The 23551-nt window shown below is 43.4% G+C and carries 19 protein-coding genes; 5 read left to right on the top strand and 14 right to left on the bottom strand.

What is annotated here, in order from left to right; all coding sequences use genetic code 11:
• Positions 1 to 65 precede the first annotated feature (65 nt).
• The 9 genes from A5877_RS10095 to A5877_RS10055 form a co-directional block, all read right to left on the bottom strand.
• Complete coding sequence (locus A5877_RS10095; protein WP_005232556.1) at positions 66 to 1019, bottom strand: ABC transporter permease; 954 nt, start codon at positions 1017 to 1019, stop codon at positions 66 to 68.
• A complete protein-coding gene (locus A5877_RS10090; RefSeq protein WP_005226844.1) occupies positions 1019 to 2170 on the bottom strand; it encodes an ABC transporter permease in 1152 nt (383 codons plus the stop codon). The genes A5877_RS10095 and A5877_RS10090 overlap by 1 nt, the downstream gene beginning before the upstream one ends.
• Positions 2163 to 3731: an ABC transporter ATP-binding protein gene (locus A5877_RS10085; protein ID WP_005226842.1), complete on the bottom strand. Its 1569-nt coding sequence runs from the start codon at positions 3729 to 3731 to the stop codon at positions 2163 to 2165. The genes A5877_RS10090 and A5877_RS10085 overlap by 8 nt, the downstream gene beginning before the upstream one ends.
• Positions 3732 to 3910: 179 nt before the next feature.
• A complete protein-coding gene (locus tag A5877_RS10080; RefSeq protein ID WP_008376407.1) occupies positions 3911 to 5029 on the bottom strand; it encodes a BMP family protein in 1119 nt (372 codons plus the stop codon).
• 63 nt (positions 5030 to 5092) lie between these two features.
• Complete coding sequence (locus A5877_RS10075; protein ID WP_005226837.1) at positions 5093 to 5491, bottom strand: cytidine deaminase; 399 nt, start codon at positions 5489 to 5491, stop codon at positions 5093 to 5095.
• A 51-nt stretch (positions 5492 to 5542) separates the two neighbouring features.
• Complete coding sequence (gene deoC, locus A5877_RS10070; RefSeq protein ID WP_008376411.1) at positions 5543 to 6205, bottom strand: deoxyribose-phosphate aldolase; 663 nt, start codon at positions 6203 to 6205, stop codon at positions 5543 to 5545.
• A gap of 13 nt (positions 6206 to 6218) precedes the next feature.
• Positions 6219 to 7520 (bottom strand): pyrimidine-nucleoside phosphorylase, encoded by a 1302-nt coding sequence (locus A5877_RS10065; protein ID WP_042890150.1) that lies wholly within the window; start codon positions 7518 to 7520, stop codon positions 6219 to 6221.
• 123 nt (positions 7521 to 7643) lie between these two features.
• Positions 7644 to 8663 (bottom strand): LacI family DNA-binding transcriptional regulator, encoded by a 1020-nt coding sequence (locus A5877_RS10060; protein WP_005226832.1) that lies wholly within the window; start codon positions 8661 to 8663, stop codon positions 7644 to 7646.
• 250 nt (positions 8664 to 8913) lie between these two features.
• Positions 8914 to 9519, bottom strand: a complete 606-nt coding sequence (locus A5877_RS10055; RefSeq protein WP_016611508.1) for a class I SAM-dependent methyltransferase — start codon at positions 9517 to 9519, stop codon at positions 8914 to 8916.
• Positions 9520 to 9855: 336 nt separating this feature from the next.
• On the opposite strand from A5877_RS10055, the gene coaA reads away from it, so the two are divergent.
• The 4 genes from coaA to A5877_RS10025 all read left to right on the top strand — a co-directional run bounded on the left by coaA (position 9856) and on the right by A5877_RS10025 (position 14610).
• Positions 9856 to 10779: a type I pantothenate kinase gene (coaA, locus tag A5877_RS10045; RefSeq protein ID WP_005226828.1), complete on the top strand. Its 924-nt coding sequence runs from the start codon at positions 9856 to 9858 to the stop codon at positions 10777 to 10779.
• An 80-nt stretch (positions 10780 to 10859) separates the two neighbouring features.
• A complete protein-coding gene (gene guaA, locus A5877_RS10040) occupies positions 10860 to 12425 on the top strand; it encodes a glutamine-hydrolyzing GMP synthase (RefSeq protein WP_061053624.1) in 1566 nt (521 codons plus the stop codon).
• A 335-nt stretch (positions 12426 to 12760) separates the two neighbouring features.
• The gene (locus tag A5877_RS10030) at positions 12761 to 13636 is read left to right on the top strand and encodes a glycosyltransferase (protein WP_016611513.1); all 876 of its coding nucleotides are present in this window, start codon (positions 12761 to 12763) and stop codon (positions 13634 to 13636) included.
• Positions 13633 to 14610, top strand: a complete 978-nt coding sequence (locus A5877_RS10025) for a matrixin family metalloprotease (RefSeq protein ID WP_086316780.1) — start codon at positions 13633 to 13635, stop codon at positions 14608 to 14610. The genes A5877_RS10030 and A5877_RS10025 overlap by 4 nt, the downstream gene beginning before the upstream one ends.
• A 325-nt stretch (positions 14611 to 14935) precedes the next feature.
• On the opposite strand, the gene A5877_RS10020 is transcribed toward A5877_RS10025, so the two are convergent.
• The 4 genes from A5877_RS10020 to A5877_RS10005 all read right to left on the bottom strand — a co-directional run bounded on the left by A5877_RS10020 (position 14936) and on the right by A5877_RS10005 (position 20842).
• Positions 14936 to 17953, bottom strand: coding sequence for a polysaccharide lyase 8 family protein (locus A5877_RS10020; RefSeq protein ID WP_086316778.1), 3018 nt, complete (start codon positions 17951 to 17953; stop codon positions 14936 to 14938).
• Between the two features lie 204 nt (positions 17954 to 18157).
• Positions 18158 to 18967, bottom strand: coding sequence for a PTS system mannose/fructose/sorbose family transporter subunit IID (locus A5877_RS10015; protein ID WP_005226799.1), 810 nt, complete (start codon positions 18965 to 18967; stop codon positions 18158 to 18160).
• Complete coding sequence (locus A5877_RS10010; protein ID WP_005226797.1) at positions 18951 to 19739, bottom strand: PTS sugar transporter subunit IIC; 789 nt, start codon at positions 19737 to 19739, stop codon at positions 18951 to 18953. Before A5877_RS10010 ends, A5877_RS10015 begins: the two co-directional genes overlap by 17 nt.
• Before the next feature lie 140 nt (positions 19740 to 19879).
• Complete coding sequence (locus A5877_RS10005) at positions 19880 to 20842, bottom strand: PTS mannose/fructose/sorbose transporter subunit IIAB (protein ID WP_016611516.1); 963 nt, start codon at positions 20840 to 20842, stop codon at positions 19880 to 19882.
• Between the two features lie 190 nt (positions 20843 to 21032).
• Between A5877_RS10005 and A5877_RS10000 the strand changes: the two genes are divergently transcribed.
• A complete protein-coding gene (locus A5877_RS10000) occupies positions 21033 to 21740 on the top strand; it encodes a GntR family transcriptional regulator (protein WP_034872082.1) in 708 nt (235 codons plus the stop codon).
• A gap of 24 nt (positions 21741 to 21764) precedes the next feature.
• Here the strand turns inward: A5877_RS10000 and A5877_RS09995 are convergent, their stop codons facing one another.
• Positions 21765 to 23540 carry a beta-galactosidase family protein gene (locus A5877_RS09995; protein ID WP_016611519.1) on the bottom strand — a complete coding sequence of 592 codons (1776 nt, stop codon included), beginning with the start codon at positions 23538 to 23540 and terminating at the stop codon, positions 21765 to 21767.
• Positions 23541 to 23551 lie beyond the last annotated feature (11 nt).

Raw genomic sequence — 23551 nt, 5'->3', positions numbered from 1 at the left:
AGAAAAAGGGCAGGACACAGCAACACATTCATGTCCCATAGCCCCACCCTTTCATACTGAAAAAATTATTTAGATTTAATGTAGTTCTTCCCGTTAGCTTTCGGACCAGCAGCTTTTCCAAGGAAAAGAACGAGCACGATGATCGTCAAGGCATAAGGCGCAGCTTGTAAGTAAACTGCTGGAATGGAAGAGATGATTGGCAGCTGGCCACCTACGATACTGATGTTTTGCGCGAAACCGAAGAAAATCGCTGCGCCCATCGCACCAAGTGGATTCCATTTACCAAAGATCATCGCAGCCATCGAGATAAACCCTTGACCGGCGATCGTTGTCACAGCAAAGCGACCCGCGATCGATTGAGCAAACAAGGCACCGCCCATCCCACCAAGGAATCCAGAGATCAAGACGCCTGAGTAACGCATCACGTAAACATTGATCCCTAAGGTATCAGCTGCTTGAGGATGCTCACCGACAGAACGAAGACGCAACCCAAAGCGTGTTTTGAAAATCACGAACCACGCGATCACTGAGATCAAAATAGCGAAGTACGCCGGTAAGAACGTTTGATTAAAGAAAATCGGGCCAATGATAGGAATATCTTTAAGAATCGGGAAATTGAAATACCCCAATGTCCGTTGGATGTTATCGGTTTGCCCTTTATTGTAGATCGCTTTAACTAAGAACACGGCCAAAGCTGGTGCCATCAAGTTCATCACCGTACCACTGATGATGTGGTCTGCACGGAAGTTGATGGTTGCCACCGCATGCAGCAAGGAGAAAACCACACCGACAAGTCCGCCGACGAGCATCCCTAACCACGGTGTCCACGCACCAAATTGTGACGCAAATTCAATATTGAAAACAATCGAGCTAAAAGCACCCATAACCATGATTCCTTCAAGACCCACGTTAACGATCCCGCTTCGCTCTGAGAACACGCCACCTAGCGCCGTCAAAATCAGAGGAGACGCATAAATCAATGTTTGAGTGACGATCGAAGAAATTAAACTAATATCCATTAGATGGTTCCTCCTTCCTGATCTTGATCGTTTGGTTGGGCTTCAATCTCCTGTACGACCAGCGCTTCTTTTTTGCCGTCAAAGATTTTTGCCAACAAGAAACGAATCACAAAACTGATCGCTACGAAGAAAATAATAATTGCGATATTAACATCAACTAATTCAGATGGAATACCTGCAAACTGCATGCCTTGTCCACCTAATTTCAAAATACTGAACAAGAGGGCTGAAAGCAAGATTCCGATCGATGAGCCGCTTCCTAACAAGGATACAGCCATACCGTCAAACCCGATGCTTAATGATGACCCTTGAACGAAGAAGTTTTCAAACGTTCCTAGTCCTTGAACAACTCCACCTAATCCGGCAAGTGTCCCAGAGATGATCATGGAGATAATGATCGTCCGTTTGCTGCTCATCCCAGCATATTCAGAAGCGCTTGGGTTCAAGCCCACCGCGCGGATCTCATAACCAAGAGTGGTTTTTTTCATCAAGAACCAAACCAAAACTAAGAAGATCAAGGCTAAGAAGATCCCTAAGTTCAAGCGAGAGTTGCTCGTGATGCTTGCTAGAAACGGCGTCTGCATGGAGGCATTTTCCCCCACCATTTTCGTGACCCCTTTTGTCGTGATCATGGATTCACTCATCACATTATTGACTAAATGGTTCCCCGTATAAAGCAAGATATAGTTCATCATGATCGTCACGATGACTTCACTTGTTCCAAAGAATGCCCGTAGGAAACCAGGAATCGCAGCTGCGATCGCCCCGCATAAAGCCCCTACGATCACGGCTAATGGCAAGACCACCAACCGAGGCGCATCCGGCATCGCCAGTGCGACCCAGATACTGGCAACCCAACCTGCTAGCGCTTGACCAGAAAGACCGATATTGAAGAATCCTGCTGAGTTTGCAACGGCAAATCCCAGAGCAGTAAAGATCAAGGGTCCTGCTGTAACAAAAATCTCACCAATGTTGCGGGCATTTAACCCACCTGTTTGTCCGTTGATAAAAACGGTCCGGAACATTTGTGTATACCCTGTGATCGGGCTGTAGCCGAAGGCCGCCATGATGATTCCGCCAAGGACGAATCCCAACAAGACAGCGATGATCGGCACTAATATATTGCGGATCTTTTCTTTGCGGTTATTCAACCGAACCACCTACTTCCTCCATTTGCAGCTCTCGTCTTGCTTCCTCCAAGGAGTACCCTGCCATCAACAAGCCAAGCTCTTTCTCTGATGTTTCTTTCGGATCAACGACCCCAACGATCTCACCAGCATGAATAACAGCAATGCGGTCTGATACATTCAAAATTTCATCTAATTCAAAGCTGACTAATAAAACAGCTTTGAACTTATCCCGTTGTTCAATCAAGCGTTTGTGGATAAATTCGATCGCTCCGACATCCAACCCACGGGTCGGATTGGCAACGATCAATAGATCAGGATCGCGGCTGATTTCTCGTGCGATAATCGCTTTTTGTTGATTCCCGCCGGACAATGCCCGTGCCGGTACGATCTCATTGACTGTTCGTACGTCAAATTCTTGAATCAAGTCACGAGCAAACTCGTTGATTTCTCCATAATCTAAGACACCTGCATTACTCAAAGGTTTTTTGTAGTAGGTTTGTAAGGCGATGTTTTCTGATAACATCATATCCAAGACAAGCCCGTATTTATGGCGGTCTTCTGGCACATGACCAACGCCGGCTTCGGTGACTTTCCGAGGCTTGAAGTTGGTGATGTCATCGCCATTCAGCAAGACCTTGCCACTTTCGACTTTCCGTAAACCAGTGATGGCTTGTAACAGCTCTGATTGCCCATTGCCATCGATCCCAGCAATCCCCAATACTTCACCTGCACGTACTTCTAAGCTTAAGTTTTTGACTGCTTCTAAGCCACGGTTTTCTTTTACGACTAAGTTTTCAACAGAAAGCACGACTTCTTTTGGTGACGCTTCTTTCTTCGGTGTCTTGAAGGACACAGAACGACCAACCATCATATCGGCCAACTGTTGCGAGCTGACGTCTTTGACATTGACAGTGCCGATCCCTTGTCCCCGACGGATAACTGTACAACGGTCTGCCACCGCTTTGATCTCATCCAGTTTGTGGGTGATCAAGATAATCGATTTGCCTTCACGCACCAATCCGCGCATGATTTCGATCAGCTCTTCGATTTCTTGCGGTGTCAAAACTGCCGTTGGTTCATCAAAAATCAGTACATCTGCGCCGCGGTAAAGAGTCTTCAAGATCTCTACCCGTTGTTCCATCCCGACAGAGATGTCACGCACATAAGCATCTGGATCAACCGATAAACCATATTGTTCAGAAACTTTTTTGATTTCTTTGCGGGCTTTCTTGCGATCTAACACACCGAGATGATGGGGTTCGCTCCCCAAAATGATATTTTCTGTTACAGTAAAGGCGTCTACCAGCATGAAATGCTGATGCACCATACCGATCCCCAATTTGTTTGCTGCGGTCGGACTCGTGATATTCACTTTTTCACCATTCATCCAGATTTCACCAGATGTTGGTTCCAATAATCCTGACAGCATATTCATCAAGGTCGACTTGCCCGCTCCATTTTCACCAAGCAATGCGTGGATTTCTCCCGGCCTTACTTGCAAGTTGACATCGTCATTGGCTTTGAACGTTCCAAACTCTTTGGTGATATGACGCATTTCTACAACATATTTTTCCTCAGCCAAATTACTCACATCCTTACTTTCTAATTCGCTTATACAAACCATTCGTCATGTCAAAAAAATAATTGCTATTGCTTAGGATGATTACTATCCTCATGAAAACCCGTAGCTTTCATCAACATAGTAATCCAACAACGATCATCTTGCCCTAAGCTAGGGCAAGATAACCGAAAAGCATAACTTTATTTTTCAGGTGTTTCTGGTACTTCTACTTTGCCGTCGATCACGTCTTGTTTCGCTGTTTCGATCGCTGCTTTGGCATCATCTGAAAGGAAACCTTCAGTAATGTCTACACCGCCATCTTTCAAGCCGTAAACAATGTGTTCGCCGCCAGGGAAGTTATCTTCTAACGCACGAGTTGAGATATCTTGTACCGCTGCGCCAACACCTTTCAATGTTGAAGCCAATGTGAAGTTATCTTCTTTGCCGTCAGCAGTTGTAAAATTACCTTCGTCTTGTTGATCGCTATCTACACCGATGACCCAAACTTTTTTGTCTTCTAGGTCTGCTTCGTTCAATTGTTCGTTGATTGCTTTTGCTTCTTGGAAGACACCTGCACCAGTACCGCCAGATGCGTGGAAGATTACGTCAATGCCGCTTTGGTACATTGAAGCTGCCAAAGCTTTCCCTTTGGCAGGATCACCAAATGATGCTGCATATTGAGGATCAACTGTGATTTCTTTGCCTAATTTTTCAGCTGCGTCTTGAACACCTTTCATGAAACCAGCTTCGAAACGGTCGATAACGACGCCTTCTTCACCACCGATGAAGCCGACTTTGTTTGTTTTGGTTGTATACGCTGCGGCAAAACCAGCTAGGTAAGCTGCTTCGTTGTCTTTAAATGTTGCTGAAACAACGTTGTCTTTGCCTTCGATCACATCATCGATGATCCCGAATTGTGTATCAGGGTTTTGATCAGCTGCTGCTGCGATTGAATCTTTCAATAAGTAACCCACACCGAAAACTGTTTTGAAACCATTTTGAACGGCACCATTTACGTTTGTTGTGTATTCTGATGCTTCATTTGATTGCACGTAGTCATAACCACCAGCACCGCGAGCGATCCCGTGTTCCTCACCCCATGCTTCTAAGCCTTCCCACGCGGATTGGTTGAATGAACGGTCATCCACCCCACCGATATCGGTAACGATTGCGACACTATGCGCTGCATCAGTCGTACCGTCTGCAGAACCGCCGCCAGTTGAATCAGTTGAACCTGAATTTCCTCCGCCACAAGCACCAAGTAAAGTCAACCCAGCTACTGCAACAATACCTAAACTAAATAATTTTGCTTTTTTCATTGCTGTAAAGCCCCCTAAAAATATAGTTTTTTTCAACAGCCGCATCGACTGAATGAACATGGTTTATAAATCTTTGTTCGTGAAGTAATAAGGCAATAGGCCTTCTACCGTGGTTTCTTTGATGACACCATCATCGCCGACTAAGGTCACCGGCATATCTGGCGCACAAAATTCCACCATGACCTGGCGGCAAGCACCGCAAGGAGAGATCGGTTCTGGCGTATGACCCGCCACAACCAAATGTTGAAACTCTTTTTCGCCTTCAGAAACGGCTTTGAAAAAAGCCGTTCGTTCTGCGCAATTTGTTAAGCCATATGAGGCATTTTCAATGTTGATCCCTTGATATATCGTCCCATTTTTGGCAACGAGACAAGCACCGACCGGAAACTTAGAGTACGGCACATACGCTTTATCTAAGGCGGAAACGGCGGTGTCGATCCACTCTTTTTTCGCTATTGTCATTGTCTTCCCCGCTCTTGTTTTTAATTTTTGCCACTTTACTTAATGCTAGGCTTAATAGCCAGCACCTGTTGAGCCAGTCACGATGGCAACACTTGCGCTTGTTCCTAAGCGATTTGCCCCCGCTTCGACCATAGCTGCCGCTTCTGCTTCGTTGTGGATACCACCGGAAGCTTTGACACCCATTTCTGGTCCTACAGTTTCACGCATCAAGCGAACATCTTCAATGACTGCCCCACCAGTTGAAAAGCCAGTTGAGGTTTTCACGAAATCTGCACCGGCTGCTTTGGCTAATTCACAGGCTTTGACGATTTCTTCGTTGTCTAATAACGCTGTTTCAATGATTACTTTGACAAGCGCTTTGTCTTTGGCTGCTTCAACGACTGCTTCGATGTCTGCTTGAACTTTTTTGTATTGTTTTGATTTCAAGGCACCTACGTTGATTACCATATCGACTTCATCTGCGCCGTTTTTGATCGCATCTGTTGTTTCATAAGCTTTGACCTCAGATGTGTTTGCCCCTAAAGGAAAACCGATCACGGTACAAACAGCCGTTGGTTCGCCTTGTAATTTTTCTGCTGCTAATGAAACCCACGTTGGATTGATGCAGACAGAATAGAAGTGATAGGTTTTTGCCTCTTCGATGATTCGTAAAACATCTTCCTCCGTTGCGTCTGCTTTCAAAATCGTGTGGTCGATCATGCGATTCAATTCCATTTTTATTCGCTCCTTATTCTGTAATAATGTCATGGATCAATGGCGGTTCTGCGCCATCTTCCCCAATTTCAATATTTTGGTCGATCAATGCTTTGACATCCTCGATTGCTTCGGTATTGCTATAGATCGTCAATAGCGATTCCCCTTCAGTTACGGATTCGCCAACTTTCTTATGCAATTTGATGCCCACTGCATGGTCGATGTCTTCGTCTTTGGTCTTACGACCTGCCCCTAACATCATCGCCGCGATCCCTAGCTCATTGGCAACTAATTTCGTCACCACGCCGCTAGTTTTCGCTGGGACCTCAACTTCATATTTTGCTGTCAAAATCTTGCTCGGGTCATCGATCACTGAAGCGTCTCCGCCTTGATCTATGATCATCTGTCTGAATTTTTCTAACGCTTTGCCTGAATGCAAGGCTTCTTCCAACAGTTGGCGTGCTTCTTCCAATGAATCAGCTTTTTTCGCTAAAACGACCATTTGGCTGCCCAGTGCATAGCACATTTCTTCCAAGTCTTTCGGTCCTTTTCCTTGCAGTGTCTCAATAGCTTCCACCACTTCCAAACTGTTCCCGATCGCTTCCCCTAGAGGTTGTGACATATCAGAAATGACTGCCATCGTTTGGCGATTTGCCAATTTTCCGATGCGGACCATCGTTTGGGCTAAGCGTTTGGCATCCTCCAAGTTTTTCATAAAGGCGCCATCGCCTGTGGTTACATCTAACACGATCGCATCGGCACCTGCCGCGATTTTTTTACTCATGATCGAGCTGGCGATCAATGGGATCGAACTAACCGTTGCCGTCACATCTCGTAAGGCATACAGTTTTTTGTCCGCAGGAGCTAAATCTCCTGATTGACCGATCACGGCCACTTTACTTTCGTTGACTAATCGGATAAAGTCGGCTTCAGAAAGCTCGATTTTAAATCCAGGGATCGCTTCAAGCTTGTCTAACGTCCCTCCGGTATAGCCTAAGCCGCGGCCAGACATTTTCGCAACCGGTACGCCAACACTAGCCACTAATGGCGCTAGGATCAACGTGGTCGTATCACCAACACCACCAGTCGAATGCTTATCGACTTTGATTCCTTCAATTGAGGATAGGTCGATCACTTCACCAGAATTTGCCATTGCTAGCGTTAAGTTCGTGATCTCTTCATCTGTCATATCTACATAAAAAATAGCCATCAACAAGGCACTCATTTGATAATCTGGAATACTTCCTTCAGTATACGCAGTTACAATGTAGTCAATTTCTTCCTTCGTCAATGACTTGCCGTCACGTTTCTTTTCAATTAAATCCACCATTCGCATCGAAATGACCCTCGCTTCCTTTAACATTATACAATAATTTTTCGTAGGGTAAACCACTTTAGTAAAACAGTTTACTAAATATCGCAAAACTATGAAAACACTTACAAGAAGAAATATACCGCATTATTTCTCGCTTGTCAATGTCTTCACGCTCTCACGAATAATTAATTTTGTATCAAAAATCTTATTTGGAATTCGCCGTGTCGGAAACTCAATGGCGTCCACTAAAAACTTCGCTGCGGTAAAACCGATCTCAAAGGTCGGCTGCATGACCGTGGTAAGCGGTGGTGTGATGTATTCCGATAATTTCAAGGCATCAAAGCCGATCACCGAGTAGTCTTCTGGTACTTTTTTACCCGCCTCATAAATCGCTTGATAACAGCCGATCGCCATGGCGTCGTTGCCGCAGAAGAACGCTGTGATCTCTTTGTACTTCAATAATTCTTTCGTTGCTTCGTACCCGCCGGTAACCGTTAATTCAGCATTTTCTACATATCGGCCTTTAAAAGGGATCTGATGGTCCTTTAAGGCATGGCGATAGCCATTGAACCGTTCCTCTAATTGATAGTAGCCGGTGATTTCTTTGAGCATCGCAATGTTGCGGTGACCGTTTTTGATCAAATAACTGACGGCTTGGTAGGCACCTTCGTATTCTTTCACGATCAAACGACCATTGTCCCGCTGATTGATCCCGCGATCGACTAAAATAATTGGTCGGTCATCAAAGAACCCGCTCTTCAAGGAATAATCCTCCGGCAGTAAATGCGGCGTCGCTAATAAGATACCATCTACCGAACGATGAGACAGTTCATTCAAATATTGAACCTCTTTTTCTTGGCTGTGGCGCGAATTGCATAACACTAGCATGTAACCTAGTGGATTGAAATAACTTTCCGCCCCTTCAATGACTTTAGAGAAAAAGAAATCCGTCACATCAGGCACGATCATTCCGATCGTTTTTGAATGGCGGTTGATAAGATTCGAAGCAAAAAAATCCGGCTTATAGTGATATTTATTTACGATATCTAAGACCCGCTTCCGGGTTTCTTCACTAAAACGGCTGCCTTTATTGTTTAGGATCTGCGACACGGTCGTGACAGAGACGCCAGCCATTTCAGCAATCTGTTTAATCGTCAATTTCATCTGCTTCTCTCCTCTCTTGCCTAAAGTGTAGCAAATTTTTCTCAAAAAAAATAGCACACTTTCAACAAGTGTGCGACTTTCTTTTTCGTTGATCAAAAATAGCCCGATGATATAGACAGCTGATTAACCAACGCTGCAATTGCCCGAAAGGCTGTTGGCAATAGGCTTTTTGAGAAACCAACTGGTCCAGTTGCTGCTAACCAGCGCTTGCCTTGGCGATGCCTTTGATCTGCTGAGAATCAAAGAGCAGCTACGCTTCTTTTACGCTTTGAATGATGTAATAGCCTTTGTCTTTTTTGATGATTTCGGCATTGCCAAAGGTCTCTTGCATTTTCTTTTGAGCACTCGGCGCCCCTTGTTTCTTTTGGATCACGATCGTTAAAGTTCCCCCTGTTTTTAGTAGCGGAAACGCCCCTGTCAAAATCTCATGGACGACTTCTTTTCCTGCCCGAATCGGTGGATTGCTGAGGATCGCCGCATAAGCAGGTTGATTTAATTGGGCATAGATATTGGATTGATGGATATCTACCTGTTCAATGCCGTTACGCTGGGCATTGCCTTTTGCCAAATCCACTGCCCGCTGATTGATATCGATCATCTCGACAGGTCGCTGACTTGCATAAGCCAACGATAAGCCAACAGGACCATAGCCACACCCAACGTCTAGCAGACTTCCTTCTGGCAGCTCCGCCCACTCAAACGCATCGATCAGCACCCGCGAGCCGTAGTCCACCGTGTCTCGGGAAAACACCCCGCTATCTGTCACAAAATGAAACTTCTTTCCTCTTAATTCAAACGACCACTGTTCAAAATCATGGGCTGTATCAGGATTTTCTGTATAGTAATGATTACTCATGTTTATGCTCCTTTCTTCTATTCCCTTTTCGCTTGTTTTTTCTACTGGCTTCTACTGGTTTTTTCCTTGTTGCTTCTATTAGAACGAGTGAACGTAGTGAAAACACCAGTAAAAAGGCGTGCAAGATTTGTCTGCTGCTTCTTTCTAATCATACCGAAAAACAGCCAGAAGTAAACGCCCAGCAAAAAAAACAACGAAAAAACAGTTTTTTGTTGTTTCTGCAAAGGAAATCATGTCTTTTTTCCAAGTTCAGCGGGTTTCTATGGTAAAATACTTTCGAACAGTGGCCTATCGCTTCTAAGAGAAACCGATGATGCCGCAAAAAAGGAGCCTACTATGCAAGAAACCATGAATTTTTATCAAATTCCTCGTGAGCAATGGCAAGGGTTTTATACGAACGGAATGATGCCTTTCACTCAAGAAGAATTGGATAATATCAAAAGTTTGAACGACCGGATCTCGGTCCAAGATGTGGAAGATGTTTACGTGCCTTTATGCCATCTGATCCATCTTTATATGAAAGAGTTTGAATCATTGACCCTCAGCAAGGGACTCTTTTTACACCGCTATGTTAAAATGCCGCCTTTTATCATCGGCATCGCCGGAAGCGTCGCCGTCGGCAAAAGCACCACCGCACGGCTCGTCCAAAATTTATTGGCCCGTTTGTTTCCCCGCAGAACCGTCCAACTGATCACCACTGACGGCTTTTTGTACCCGAACGAAGTCTTGGAGGAACGCGGCAGCTTGAATCGCAAAGGATTTCCAGAAAGTTATGACATGGAAGCCTTGATCAACTTTTTGAATGCGGTCAAATCAGGAGAACCAGACATCCAGATCCCCGTCTACTCCCATGAAGTCTACAATATTATTCCTGATACGTATGAAACGATCAGTCAACCAGATATCTTGATCGTGGAAGGCATCAATACCCTGCAACTACCTGCCAACCAACAAATCTATATCAGTGACTTTTTTGATTTTTCAATTTTCGTGGATGCCCAACCGGCACTGATTGAAAAATGGTATTTGGAACGATTTGAATCATTACTAGACACTGCCTTTCAAGACCCTAGCAATTATTATTACCAATATGCGATCGGGGATCGCAAGGAAGCGATTAAAATGGCAAAAGAAGTATGGAAAAATGTGAATTTAAAGAATTTACACGAGTATATCTTGCCTACACGCAGCAGAGCCGATATAATTCTTCATAAAACAAAGCACCATTTGATCGATGAAGTGTTCTTGCGCAAGTATTGACCGCTTCATTTTTATAATTATGCTGTTGAAAAGGCCCAGCCTTTTTTCAATAAAAACTAAAAGAATTGAGGTAATTTATTGTGACAAACGTTGACACTTTGCCAAACGTCGAAAAAATTATCGTACTTGATTACGGTAGTCAGTATAACCAGCTGATTACACGCCGTATTCGTGAGTTCGGTGTTTTCTCAGAATTATTGAGCCACCGCATTACCGCTGAAGAAGTAAAAGCGATGAATCCAAAAGGGATCATCTTATCTGGCGGACCAAACAGCGTCTACGACGAGAACTCTTTCGGCATCGACGAGAAAATTTTTGATTTAGGCATCCCAGTTTTAGGGATCTGTTACGGCATGCAGTTGATTACTTATAAATTAGGCGGAACAGTTGAACCTGCCAAAAACCGTGAATACGGCAAAGCAGAATTGGAAGTCACTTCTGATGCAGCGGCCCTTTTCCAAAACACGCCCGCAACCCAAACCGTGTGGATGAGCCACGGAGACTTGGTCACTCAAGCACCTGCAGGCTTTGATGTCGTGGCGACGAGCAAAGATTGCCCGATTGCTTCTATCCAAGATGCAGAACGCAAAATGTACGGTATCCAATTCCACGCAGAAGTTCGCCATTCAGAATACGGCAACGACTTACTGCGTCACTTTGCCATTGACGTTTGTCAATGTACAGGTGATTGGACAATGGATAACTTCATCGATATGGAAATCGCAAAAATCCGCGAACAAGTGGGCGACAAAAAAGTCTTGCTTGGTCTTTCAGGCGGGGTCGATTCTTCTGTCGTTGGTGTTCTTTTACAAAAAGCGATTGGCGATCAACTGACTTGTATTTTTGTTGACCACGGCCTCTTGCGTAAAGGCGAAGCCGAGCAAGTAATGGAAAGCTTAGGTGGCAAATTCGGCTTGAACATTATCAAAGTTGATGCCAAAGAACGTTTCCTATCAAAACTTGCGGGGGTTTCTGATCCTGAAGAAAAACGCAAGATCATCGGGAATGAATTCGTGTATGTCTTCGATGATGAAGCAACCAAACTAGCTGGCGATGAAGGCGTTTCTTTCCTTGCCCAAGGAACCCTTTATACCGACGTCATCGAATCAGGAACCGAAACTGCTCAAACCATCAAATCACACCACAATGTGGGTGGTTTACCTGAAGACATGCAATTCAAATTGATCGAACCATTGAACACCTTGTTCAAAGACGAAGTCCGTGAATTAGGGACTCAACTTGGCATGCCAGACAGCATCGTATGGCGCCAACCATTCCCTGGACCAGGTCTAGGTATTCGTGTCCTTGGCGAATTGACAGAAGAAAAACTAACGATCGTCCGCGACTCGGACGCAATCTTGCGGGAAGAAATCGCAAATGCCGGCTTAGACCGCGACATTTGGCAATACTTCACCGTCTTACCAGGCATCCGCTCCGTCGGTGTCATGGGTGATGGCCGGACCTACGATTATACCGTCGGCATCCGTGCAGTCACTTCAATCGATGGCATGACCGCTGACTTTGCCCGCATCCCATGGGAAGTCCTACAAAAAATCAGCGTCCGCATCGTCAACGAAGTCGCACACGTCAATCGAATCGTGTATGATATTACGAGCAAACCACCTGCTACTGTGGAGTGGGAATAAAGTAGCAACCTCACTTGGTTGCAAAATATTGATTTAACAGTTTTTTAGTTCACTTGGAATGGATAACAATGACCTGTTTTACCTAGGTTCACCACCAAAATCCCGTCAGATTTCTCTGACGGGATTTTTGATTTAGGCTTAATCTGACAAACCCTTTGGGAAAATACGATAAGAAATTGTTGATTCTCGTTAACTACGTTAATCCCAATAGTGGGACTAACGCTCATATTGGAAATCAGATACGATAAAATAAGCTTAAATGCTTTTATTGCCTAAGTTTCTATAGAAGGTTTTTATTAAAAAATAAAAAACACTAAAAAGGGTGGACCTGAACTATGAAGAAGAAAGCTGTCGTTTATTGTGTTACGGGGTCACATATTCAATTAGCTGCAGTATCCATTGCGTCAATAGTAAATACTTATGAAGGGAATGAACCTTTAGATATATTAGTAGTTGTAAATGAACTAGGGAACGAAGAAATACTGAAATTGAAAAGTATTTCTAGATTATATGGAGAAAAAAATGTAATTATTACTATTTGGTATCCACCTAAAATAATAAACGAAATAAAGAATTATAGTAATTCGCGTTTTCCTGAAGTCACTCTGTGGAGATTATTTCTACCTTCATATTTTAGCAATTATGATTACATTCTCTATTTAGATAATGACACTATTGTATACGATGACGTATCCAATTTCTTTGATTTGATCCCTGATCAAAAATCAATTGCTGCAGTTAGAGACTTCTACTTCTCAGTTATAAGTGATACAGAGGACAGCTTTAAATATTTTGGCGTAAAAACTATGAAGAATTACTTCAATTCTGGAGTTATTTTATTTAATGTAGTTGTGTTCAATGAACAGATACGACCAGAAGCCATAGTACGTATGATAAATAAGAATGAATACTTGTATTTAGATCAAACCATTTTAAACATTCTTTGTGAGAGAAGTGTTGAGTTGTTGCCTTATGAATACAATTACCAGAAAGATGATCATTGGTTATTTGATTGGGCAAAAAATGTGAATCCACTCAAATTTTTGAAAATTGAAAAAGCTAGAAAAAATATAAAGATTCGACATTTCGTTGAATTTGAAAAAAATTCGATGCCCTGGGAGCATCTTTCCATACAAGATAGATGGGAAAAAGATTTTTGGAATTATCTGTATGAAATCAAGTCAACAAGTTTAAGGAGTGGAAAACAATGAAAAAAAATTTTTCAAGAATTCGTTCGTTATTTTTAATTGCATTAATTTACTCTATAGGAACAATTTCTGTAGATGCAAAGTCAGCCGACATAGCGAAGACGCCTATTGTTGATTATTACTATCCTGGAATATTGTATGGTACAGCTACTTGTGTTAACGAATACGGTACCATCATTTACGACTCAAACTCACTAGGAGAAACCTACCAAGAGGCTGTCAATGAAGCTGCGCAATCATGGAATCAGTCGATTGGGAGATCGATAATTGTCGAAAAATCAAGTGTAAATGCAGCAGATAACCAAGTTGATTTAGTTTTGCAATCAACGGATGGCGATTCCTATGCAGATATGGGGTACTCCGGATTTGGTTGGGGGAATAGTACGAACAGAATATTTTTGAATAAAGCTGCTTTAAATGACGCATCATCTGGAAAAGGAACCTCCGGCTACGTACAGCTGGTTTCAACTATCCGACATGAAATGGGGCATACTTTAGGTCTCCAACATGACAATGGATCAGTGATGGCTGATTTATATGATGCCCAGGTTAGCAACAATCAAGAGATGCTGGATGCAGCGCAAAAAACGGCGGACTCAATTTCTAAGGGGATACTTCCTGCTGTCCCATTATTCAACAAATATGCGATACTAAATATCCTTAATAATAGGGATAAAATCTATTATTTGAATAATCATCGTTCTAATCAAATTGCCTCAATCTTTTTAGATTCTCCTGCTGGAAAAATTTCTGGCGTTACTTTCATCGATCAAACAGTTGAAATAACAGGTAACTATAATTTGTATAAACTGTCTCTGTCCCCAAGAGATCCATATGTAGGAACAATTTCGAGTAATAATCTTATGAATAGAACTGTTTCAGTTACTGAAGATATTGTTTCTATTTATGGTCAACACTATTATCTTTTTGAAATTGATGGAGAAGAGTATATTGTTAATCGCCGCGCCTTCGGATAAATTCGCTACCAATTCTTACTTGAAAAGTTGCCACTGCAATCTTGGAAAAGTGTGCTTGCAATCTTAGATACATTCTTTAGTGGCAAACATACGCCTTTTAAGTAAGAAGAAAATTAGCAAACGTTTCATGCTAATGCGCAAGTTTTCAGCATTTTCTGTGAGGATTTTTTTGACAAAACCTCGGCCCTTGAAAAGTAGTTAAAGGAATTAATAGTCAAAGAAAAATCTATGTTTAGCCTTTCATCGTTTCATTTTCTAGCTGACAAAAAACAGCTAGAGATTGATCCCTAGCTGCTGATGATGAGACAGATAGCATTGAAACACCTTACTCGACTACAATCACTTTATTTCCACCATCTTGCTCCGCAAAGTTTACCGTAAATAGATCCGTCGAAGCATCATAGCTGATTCCATCACTTTGAAAGACGATTTTTTGGTAGTCTTTTGGCAATTTTAAGGTCATGGTAGTCGTTGTTTGAGTTGGATCAGAAAAGGCATAGATGGTTTTGCCTTCTCTACTTGTTCTAATCAATGAAAGAGGTTTGTTAGTAGTAATATCGGCGACACTACCTCCATCATTCTGCCAAAAATTGATACCTAAATAGTCAGTTTGATCAAGTTTTACTGCTTGAACTTCCGAGGTATTGGCTAAAATCTCCAGCGGTTCTTCTTGGGCATAGGCAGTCAGTCCTGTTTCATTGATACCTGGCAACATGACATACGCATAATGATCCTCCATGGGATTTTTGCCATGATTGATCAAGAATTTTCGATATTCTCCGGTATAAACCGCATTACTTGGAAAGGCCTCATTGATTTCTGTATAGCTGCCTGTTCGTGTTTCACTTACCACGTTTACTGTCGTTTCTTCTGGAAAATAGTAACCGATATTGGCCTGGGAATGATCGGAGTCTAACAACAACCACTGCTTGCTACTTGTTTCATTTGTTTGATCAATACTTCCTTGATCAGAAAGGATTTGATAAGTATACGCATCGTTTAGTAAGCGATTATCCACGACCGTCTCAATAGAAGCTGTCGTATCACCAGTGATTCCCGCACCTAAAGCGACAATCTGCCCATCAATGATAAACCACGATTTTTTTGCCCGCACGTTCATAGGTAAAACATTCCCGTTATTTTTTGTACCCGTTTTGTTTAATGCCATTCCCACCGCAGCTGCACCATCATAAGCCACACCGCCTACCCACTTTTCTGGAGACGTTACCGTTGTAAAAGCTGAATTTTCATCCGCTAATTGTATGGTATCCACGGTTGTTCCTGGCAAGCGATATGGATCGACGGTCGGCCAATAACTAGAATTGAATTGAACTTGATCATCATTATAGAGGTAGAGCATCCCGTCTGCTGTATGCCACCCACGCTTGTTTTCCTTGTTGCCAGCTTCAAAGGAAGAAATACGACTGGAATATAGTCCTAAACCCACCATATAATCAGTTGTTCGTTGAACAAAGCGATCCATTGAAGCGTACAGTTTTGTTCCCGTAAAAGGTAATGCATCCCCTGTAATCGATGGGTCTGCCAAGAGATTCATTGTCATTTGTAAATCATTGAAGTCTCTTGCATTCGTCAAATAATAGTCTGGATTTTCTTTGAGCCAATACTTGGCAGCTTCACGGAATTTTTGCTGGTATTGGGTTGGTGCGAATTGGGATACGATCAACAAATTATAGACTGTTGATGAGCCATAGCCGGCTTTGGTTTTGGCTGGAGCTCTTGAAATCGAACGACCATTGACCAACGGCAGCATTTCTCCTTGATAGATCAACGGCAAGAATGCTTGATCAACATTTTTAACAAACGTTTGTACGAGATCAGCGTCCATCTCAAAACTTGATCCTTGCGTGATAGCTAGAATTTGTCCCACACCCTTGATCAGTACATTTCCATAAGAACCAGTATAAGGGATCGTATTATGCTGAATAAAGGAACCATCTTTATAAAAACCATCGCCTTTTGTGACTAACTGAAATACTTCTTCGATACTTGCTGAAGCTTGAGTGATTTTCCCAGCGTCCCTTTGCAAAATGCCCAAGCCTAATACAGTAAGCGCGAGATCTGTACGATTAGCACCAGAAGTCACAAAATTTGGAATAAAAGCAAGCTCAGTAAAACTGCCTTGTGTCTTCGTATACAATTGCTTGAAGGGATCTGGTACATAACTGCTGATAATGGCAGTGTATTGCTGTAATTTCTCGGACGGTAACTCAGCGCCTAAAATCATTAAAGTACTGATCAGTTTTTGCGGGACACCGATTTGCCAATCCCACCAGTTTCCATGGTACTTTTTCCCATCATACCCTTTTCGAGTGACCATGAAATCTATCCCATCAATAATCGTCGTCGCCACTGCATCATCTTGATACAAAGAACTACCTTTCGTGCCATAGGCTAAAGCCATTTTCTGTAATTTTGTAAATTGAGTCGTTACATCCGCTGAAGCAGTATTCCCTTGTTCGAGGGGCCATAGGCTCGTTCGATCAGATGCTTTATTTATGGTTTGATACAACGCCTCAGCTTCTGAGGTGACCATCTGCACGTAATCAGCCATAGTCGGATTATTTGGATCATAGTGATCGGAAACCAGTTGATTTTGCCATTTTTCTTGCAGCTTCATAAATTCTGCTGTATGATCTTCCACGGGCAAGCTGCCGATAGGACCGCTGCGCATCGATAATACCTTCAGCTTAGATAAATTGCCAAACAAACGGATACCCACATACCCGGACCAGTCCCCATCAATTGCCGTACCATTGGGATAGTTTACCTTTTGATTCTCATAAAATAGCTGATCATTTAAAAAGGCACGAAAACTCGAGCCCTCATACTGAAGCAAGAGTTTATATTTTTGTCCCGCAATCAAAGTAGGTCCAGAAATAGCTGTCAGCCATTTTCCACCTGGTTGACCAAGTTGCCACTGCCCATCACGATTATAAGCAAACGATTGCCACTGATCTGTCTTTTGTTCATCTGCGCGAAAGACCACCCCAATGTTCGCTTGGTCTTCATATAAGAAAGTAGTTTCAAAATCCCCTGAAGACCGCTTGGGAGCATCTTTGTTGAGCGTTACTGATTCCAGATTGGTGCCTTGCTTCGTATTACTGATCATTAAACCAGTAGCATTTTGTGCTACTTCGGCTTTCCCGACTAAATCTTGCCAAGACCCTTTCTGGTTAGAAAAATCCGAGTGATAGATCGATTCTGCTTCCGGCAATTCGGGTATTTGTTCCTCGGCATTTCCAGAAAGACGAGTGGCGCCAACTACCGAATACAGCAACAAGAAACACCCCATGATCAGCAGATATTTTTTCCCTTTTTCCATCCTTTACTCCTCCTATTTCCCCGCGCAAAAGATAGCGCTATCATTTTGTGGAATGGGAAAAGAGTGAAGAAATTCATTTCCGCACTCTTTTCCATTTAGTTCAACTATTCTAAAAAAGAAAACAGGTTGACTACCCTAACTACTTATACGATTTACAAAACAATAACAGCAGCTGCCCATTTCCTTTTACACCATGATTCTTTCTTAACCCAAAATACCAAACGCACTCAAAACGATCGACAAGATCAAGATGATCCAAATCACTCGAGTGGAATTTAGTTTCTTTTGGCCTAACATCCAGTAGGTCAGCAAGACGAGCAAGATAGGTACAAGGGATGGCAAGATGGCATCCAATGTGTCTTGGATCACTAATTCGACGCCGTCTTTTTTATAGACAAAAGGAACGGTCGCTTTAACGACAGAGGGAATCAAAGCACCAATCACTGTGACCCCTAAAACGGTTGCGGCATTGGTGAAGGCAGATAATTTGTCTTTCAAGGTCGTCACTAATTTGACCCCTTGTTTGTAACCTAGGGGAAGCAACGCTGCCCGACCGAAAAGTAACGCGATGTTGGCGATGATCCAGATGACACAACCAACGACGGAACCATTTTGCGCCAATGTGCCAGCAACAGAGCCAAAGATCGTTCCCCAAATCACGTGGAACAAGGAGTCACCGACACCGGCCAAGGAACCCATCAAGGCCGTTTTCAAGGCTATGATCGTTTCTTTGGCTTTGTGTCCGTCTTGTTCTTCGATAGCGACATCGATCCCCATGATCAAGTTCCCAAAGATCGCATTGGTATTGAAAAATTGATTGTGGGTCCGCAGCATATCTTGCAGCTGGGTTTCATCATGGCCATAGAATTTTTTCAAGACGGGCAGGATGCCGTAAAGGTAGCCTGAACTCATCATTCGCTCATAGTTCCAGTTTAATTGGCTTGCCAAAATATAGCGCCAGCTAATGGTATTCAACTCTTTTTTTGTCAGTTTTTGATCACTCATCGCCATCATATCCTCCTTCAAAATCTCCAGCAGCTGCCGTTGCAACCGTGCCTTTTTCGCTATCACGTTTAAAGACTAACATTGCTGCTACAAGTCCGATGATGGAAACGCCGAGCATTGGTACTTGCAGATACGCAGCTAAAAAGAAGCCTAATAACAAATAAGGAATGTAGTGCTTTGTTGGCAAGTAGCGCAATAAGATCGCTACCCCGACGACTGGCAAGACGCCACCAGCGGTTTTTAGTCCGGTCATCAGCCATTCTGGCGTGTTATCGGTAATCGTCGTAACGACTGCATCTCCAGCTAAAAGCATCAATAAAATCGGAATCGCCCGTGACAATCCCCATAAGAAAGAACCCGATAAAACTAACCGTGGGATTCGTTTGACTTGCATGTTGTCGATGGCTCTATCGATCCGGTGTAGTAGAAATACGTTACAAAAACGAGCCACGACATCCAGTTGCAGCATCAGCAAGGACACTGGAACTGCTAAGCCGATGCCATATTCCGCGCCGTTTCCTGAGATCACGGCAAACGCTGTTCCCAGTACTGCGCCGGTAAAATAATCCGGGACGGATGCACCACCAAATGCGGCGATCCCCAAACGCATCAACTGTAAGGTCCCACCGACCATCAAACCGGTCTTTAAGTCCCCCATGATCATTCCAGAAATCATTCCGGCGATCGCTGGTTGGGTCAACGTATTGGAAATAAGTGAATCATTAATAGCAATAAAAGCATAAACAGTAATAAGAATGATTTGATACGCTGCTAAATGCATGAATTTTCCTCCTAATTGTATGAACGAGTCTTAACTGGCTAGTTATCGATCGTTATGTCGCCTCAGATAAATCGTGAAAAACACTCGTTTTTTGACAAATCTTCCGCTACATATTCTCCTCGATTCAATCCCTGCCTGGTTTATCCTCGTAATTTCTTCATAAAGTCGATCGATGGTTCATTGGGTACAAGCTGTGCCGTGACGGTGATGCCTTTTGCGGCGATCGCTTCAAAGATCGGCTCTTCTTCTGGCAGTACTTGAATGCTTTTGGTCACTTCCCGTGCGCCTTCTTTGTAGCTCATGTTGCCGACGTTGATCGCTTTGATCGGTCCATCTGCTTCAATATAACGCAAAACATCTTGGGGATTTTTGAAAAGTAAAAACAACCGTTGTTTTCCATAACGACCGGCGCGAATATTTTTGGCTGCCGTTGCCACTGGAAGGACGGAAAGTCGCATCGAAGTTGGCGCTGCCATTCGTAAAGAAGATTTTTGTAATGGGTCTACGGCGGCTTCATCATTGGCTACGATGATCCGTTGCGTGTTTAAACTGGTGGACCAGATACCGGCGACTTGTCCATGGATCAAGCGCTCATCGATTCGACTATTGACGATATTTTCTTGCCCAGCATACGCACTGTAATCCCCTAATTCCTCTTGCTTTTCTTCTAACATCTCTTGTTCTGCTTGGTTCATCCCTGCTTTGACATCAACGATGTTTTCTTTGGCTAAGCAAAGCAGCTCTTTGATCGTCGCTCGTTGATTGACGACTGCCTCGATCACTACGGACAATGTCATTCCAGCGAAGATCGCCACTTCGTCATCCTCTAAATAATTCTTGACTGCAACGTTGCACGGGGTTCCTCCTAATAAATCCGCAATAATCAATGTTGAACCGTTAAGGGCTTTCATTTTCTCGTTCAATTCTTTCTCAAATTGTAGATTGTCACTATCTGGTCGTAATGAAACGGTGTGAACGTTTGCTTGCTGGCCTACGATCATCTCCAGACTGCTTTTGACCCCTTCTGCCATGCCGCCATGACTGATCAATACAATGTTTTCCACTAATTTCCCTCCTACTCCGCAGGTCGCCCCACTTAACATGTTATGTTCCTTGTAAGCATACTATACCACATGGCAAGCCATTCGTAAACCTAATATCTTAACATATTGAATTTTATTTTTCAGGCCTGTATAGACTGGAAAACAACGAATTTTCTACACTAATTAAGTGGCAGGAAAGGATTTAACATGTTATGCTTGATGTATTCATATGGAATGGAGGGAAACCACTGTGCTGCCAAAGTATGAGCAGATCAAGCAAGATCTTTTACAAGAAATCAAAGACCATAAATTCATTCCCGGTGATAAGTTTTATTCAGAGGCAGATATCAAGCGGATGTATTCTGTTAGTTCAATCACGGCAGTCAAAGCGTTGAATGAATTGACGAGTGCTGGCTATCTGTATCGCATCCAAGGCAAAGGGACCTTTGTTTCAAAAGCAAAAGTATCTCAGAGTGTGAAGTTTTCCGACATTGAGCTGCATTCACTGGACCAAGAAAAGGTCAAGGTCCTTGCGGTGGAAGAAGGAAATGACCCAGAGATTTTGAAAGAATTAGGATTGGCTGCCAGTGCTTCCTACTACCGAATCAAACGAGTCCGCTATTTTGGCGACGTTCCTTTCTTGGTTCACATCACTCATTTGCCGAAGAAGCTGATGAAAGAACCGATCGCCAAAAACCTCAACCAATATGCTAGTGTTTATGAGCGGGTCCGAAAAGACTTTGCGATCGACATTTTCTCATTGGCTTCTGTTGAAACCAACGAAATCGTCTTTCCTGATGACGCTGAATTGTTGAACTTATTGCAACTGAGCTTCCGAGAGCCTGCGGTCAAACAAGTCAAGCACTCCTATTTGGCAGATGGAAGTGTCGCTGAATACATCGTCAGCTACAAGCATTGGAAATATTTCAAAACAAAAATAGAAGTAGAGCCCGCGTAAATTTGGGTCTCTACTTCTAGTTTTTTATTCTACGACAGGTTGATCACAGAAAACGAGTTCCTTGATCTCAACGCCATCGGTTTCAAATACCACGACTTCGTTGCTGCCTTTTTTCAAAAATTCTTTCGGACAGTATAAGGAATGCACGGGGCCACGTTGCCAATAGCGACCAAGATTGATGCCATTGACGATAACGACGCCTTTCCCATACCCACGGCAATCGATAAACGTATCTCCTACCTCTGTCAGCGTGAAGGTCGTTTGATAAAAGGAGGGGTGTGTCGGATTTTTTCCTGCTTGATAATCGATGGCTTGTAGCTGCTCTGCGGAAAGCGTCAATGGGTAATGACGATAGCCTTGATGAAAATGAATATCTTGCATGATGCCTCCACGGATACCTTTGGCTTGTGTAGGCCCGTTCAATTTAAACCCGTAATTCACGCGCCCTAAGTTTTCCACTAAGACATCTAGCTCGATGGTTTCTTTATCTGGTGCCCCTTGGATCAACAGCTCCTCGCCTAGCGTTTCTTGGTATTGAATCGCCTGTAATTGGCCGTCGGTAAAAATATGCAACCGATCGCTAGCTTCTACCACTTTTAATTTGTTTTCTCGATGATAGTTTTTTAACTGAACCGAATAGAGCAAATAGCCGTAGCCTGTGCTGACAGTTTCCATTGTTAGTGGATACATGTTTTCTTGCGGTGCCATCAGCTGATCTTTGATAGCCAATAATGAGACACTGTTTTCGATGGGAAAGGTTCCTAATGCCGCTAATTGCTTGGTCCGTGGTTTGGCTTGCCACACTTCGGGACAGGCTTCTTTTATGGCTTTTTGTACCTGATAGTATTTGTCGGTAGGTTCTCCTGCTTCTGTCAGTAAAGCATCGTAATCATAGCTGGACACTTGTGGTAGATCCAGCGCTCCCCGAGCGGAACAGCCATTGTAAAAGCCAAAGTTCGTACCTCCATGGAACATGTAAAGATTCAAGGAGCCGACTGCTAACATCTCTTTGACTTCATTGGCTAAGTCTTGACCGTCTCGCTTGATGATTGGCTCGCCCCAGCGGTTGAACCAGCCATCCCAGTATTCCATGCACATGATGGGCCAATTTTTGCCATGTTTTGCCATGAAATCTTTCATCACAGCCGCATTTTCCTTGGAACGACTGCCGAAATTGCCTGTGACAAAGACGTCGTCTTCAATCAATGTTCCAGCGTCCAAGACTTCTTCCCATGCCCCATCTGAGGTAAACAAGGGTACATCGATGCCGTATTCTTCCATCAACTCCTTGGTCTGGCGCAAATACGCTTTTTCCATTCCATAAGAGCCGTACTCATTTTCCACCTGCATCATGATCACTGGTCCCCCATGGGTGATCTGCAACGGCACAAGCTTTGGCAACAAGACCTGGAAATAGTTGCGCACCTTTGCCATGAAGCGTGGGTCGGTTGAGCGCAACCGCATCGGTTCATTTAACAGCCAAGCTGGCAACCCGCCAAATTCCCATTCAGCACAGATGTAGACGGAAGGTCGTAAAATGACCATCAAGCCAAGCGTTTGGGCTTGCTTTACAAAAGCACAGATGTCTTTCATTCCTTCAAAGTCGTAGACTCCTTCACGAGGTTCGTGGAGATTCCAAGGAATGTAGGTCTCAACTGTGTTGGCTCCCAGTGCTTTTAGATTGTAGAGGCTATCTGTCCATTGCGCCGGTGTCATGCGGAAATAATGGATCGCTCCGCTGATCAATTTGATTGGTTTTCCATCTAACAAAAAATCTTCTTTTATCTCAAACGTTCGCATGTCGTCTTCCC

This window comes from Enterococcus sp. 3C7_DIV0644, assembly GCF_002141235.1.
In the GTDB taxonomy this organism is placed as follows: domain Bacteria; phylum Bacillota; class Bacilli; order Lactobacillales; family Enterococcaceae; genus Enterococcus_D; species Enterococcus_D entomosocium.
Note: the sequence above shows the minus strand (reverse complement) of the source record. Positions and strands in the feature narration are given on the sequence as shown.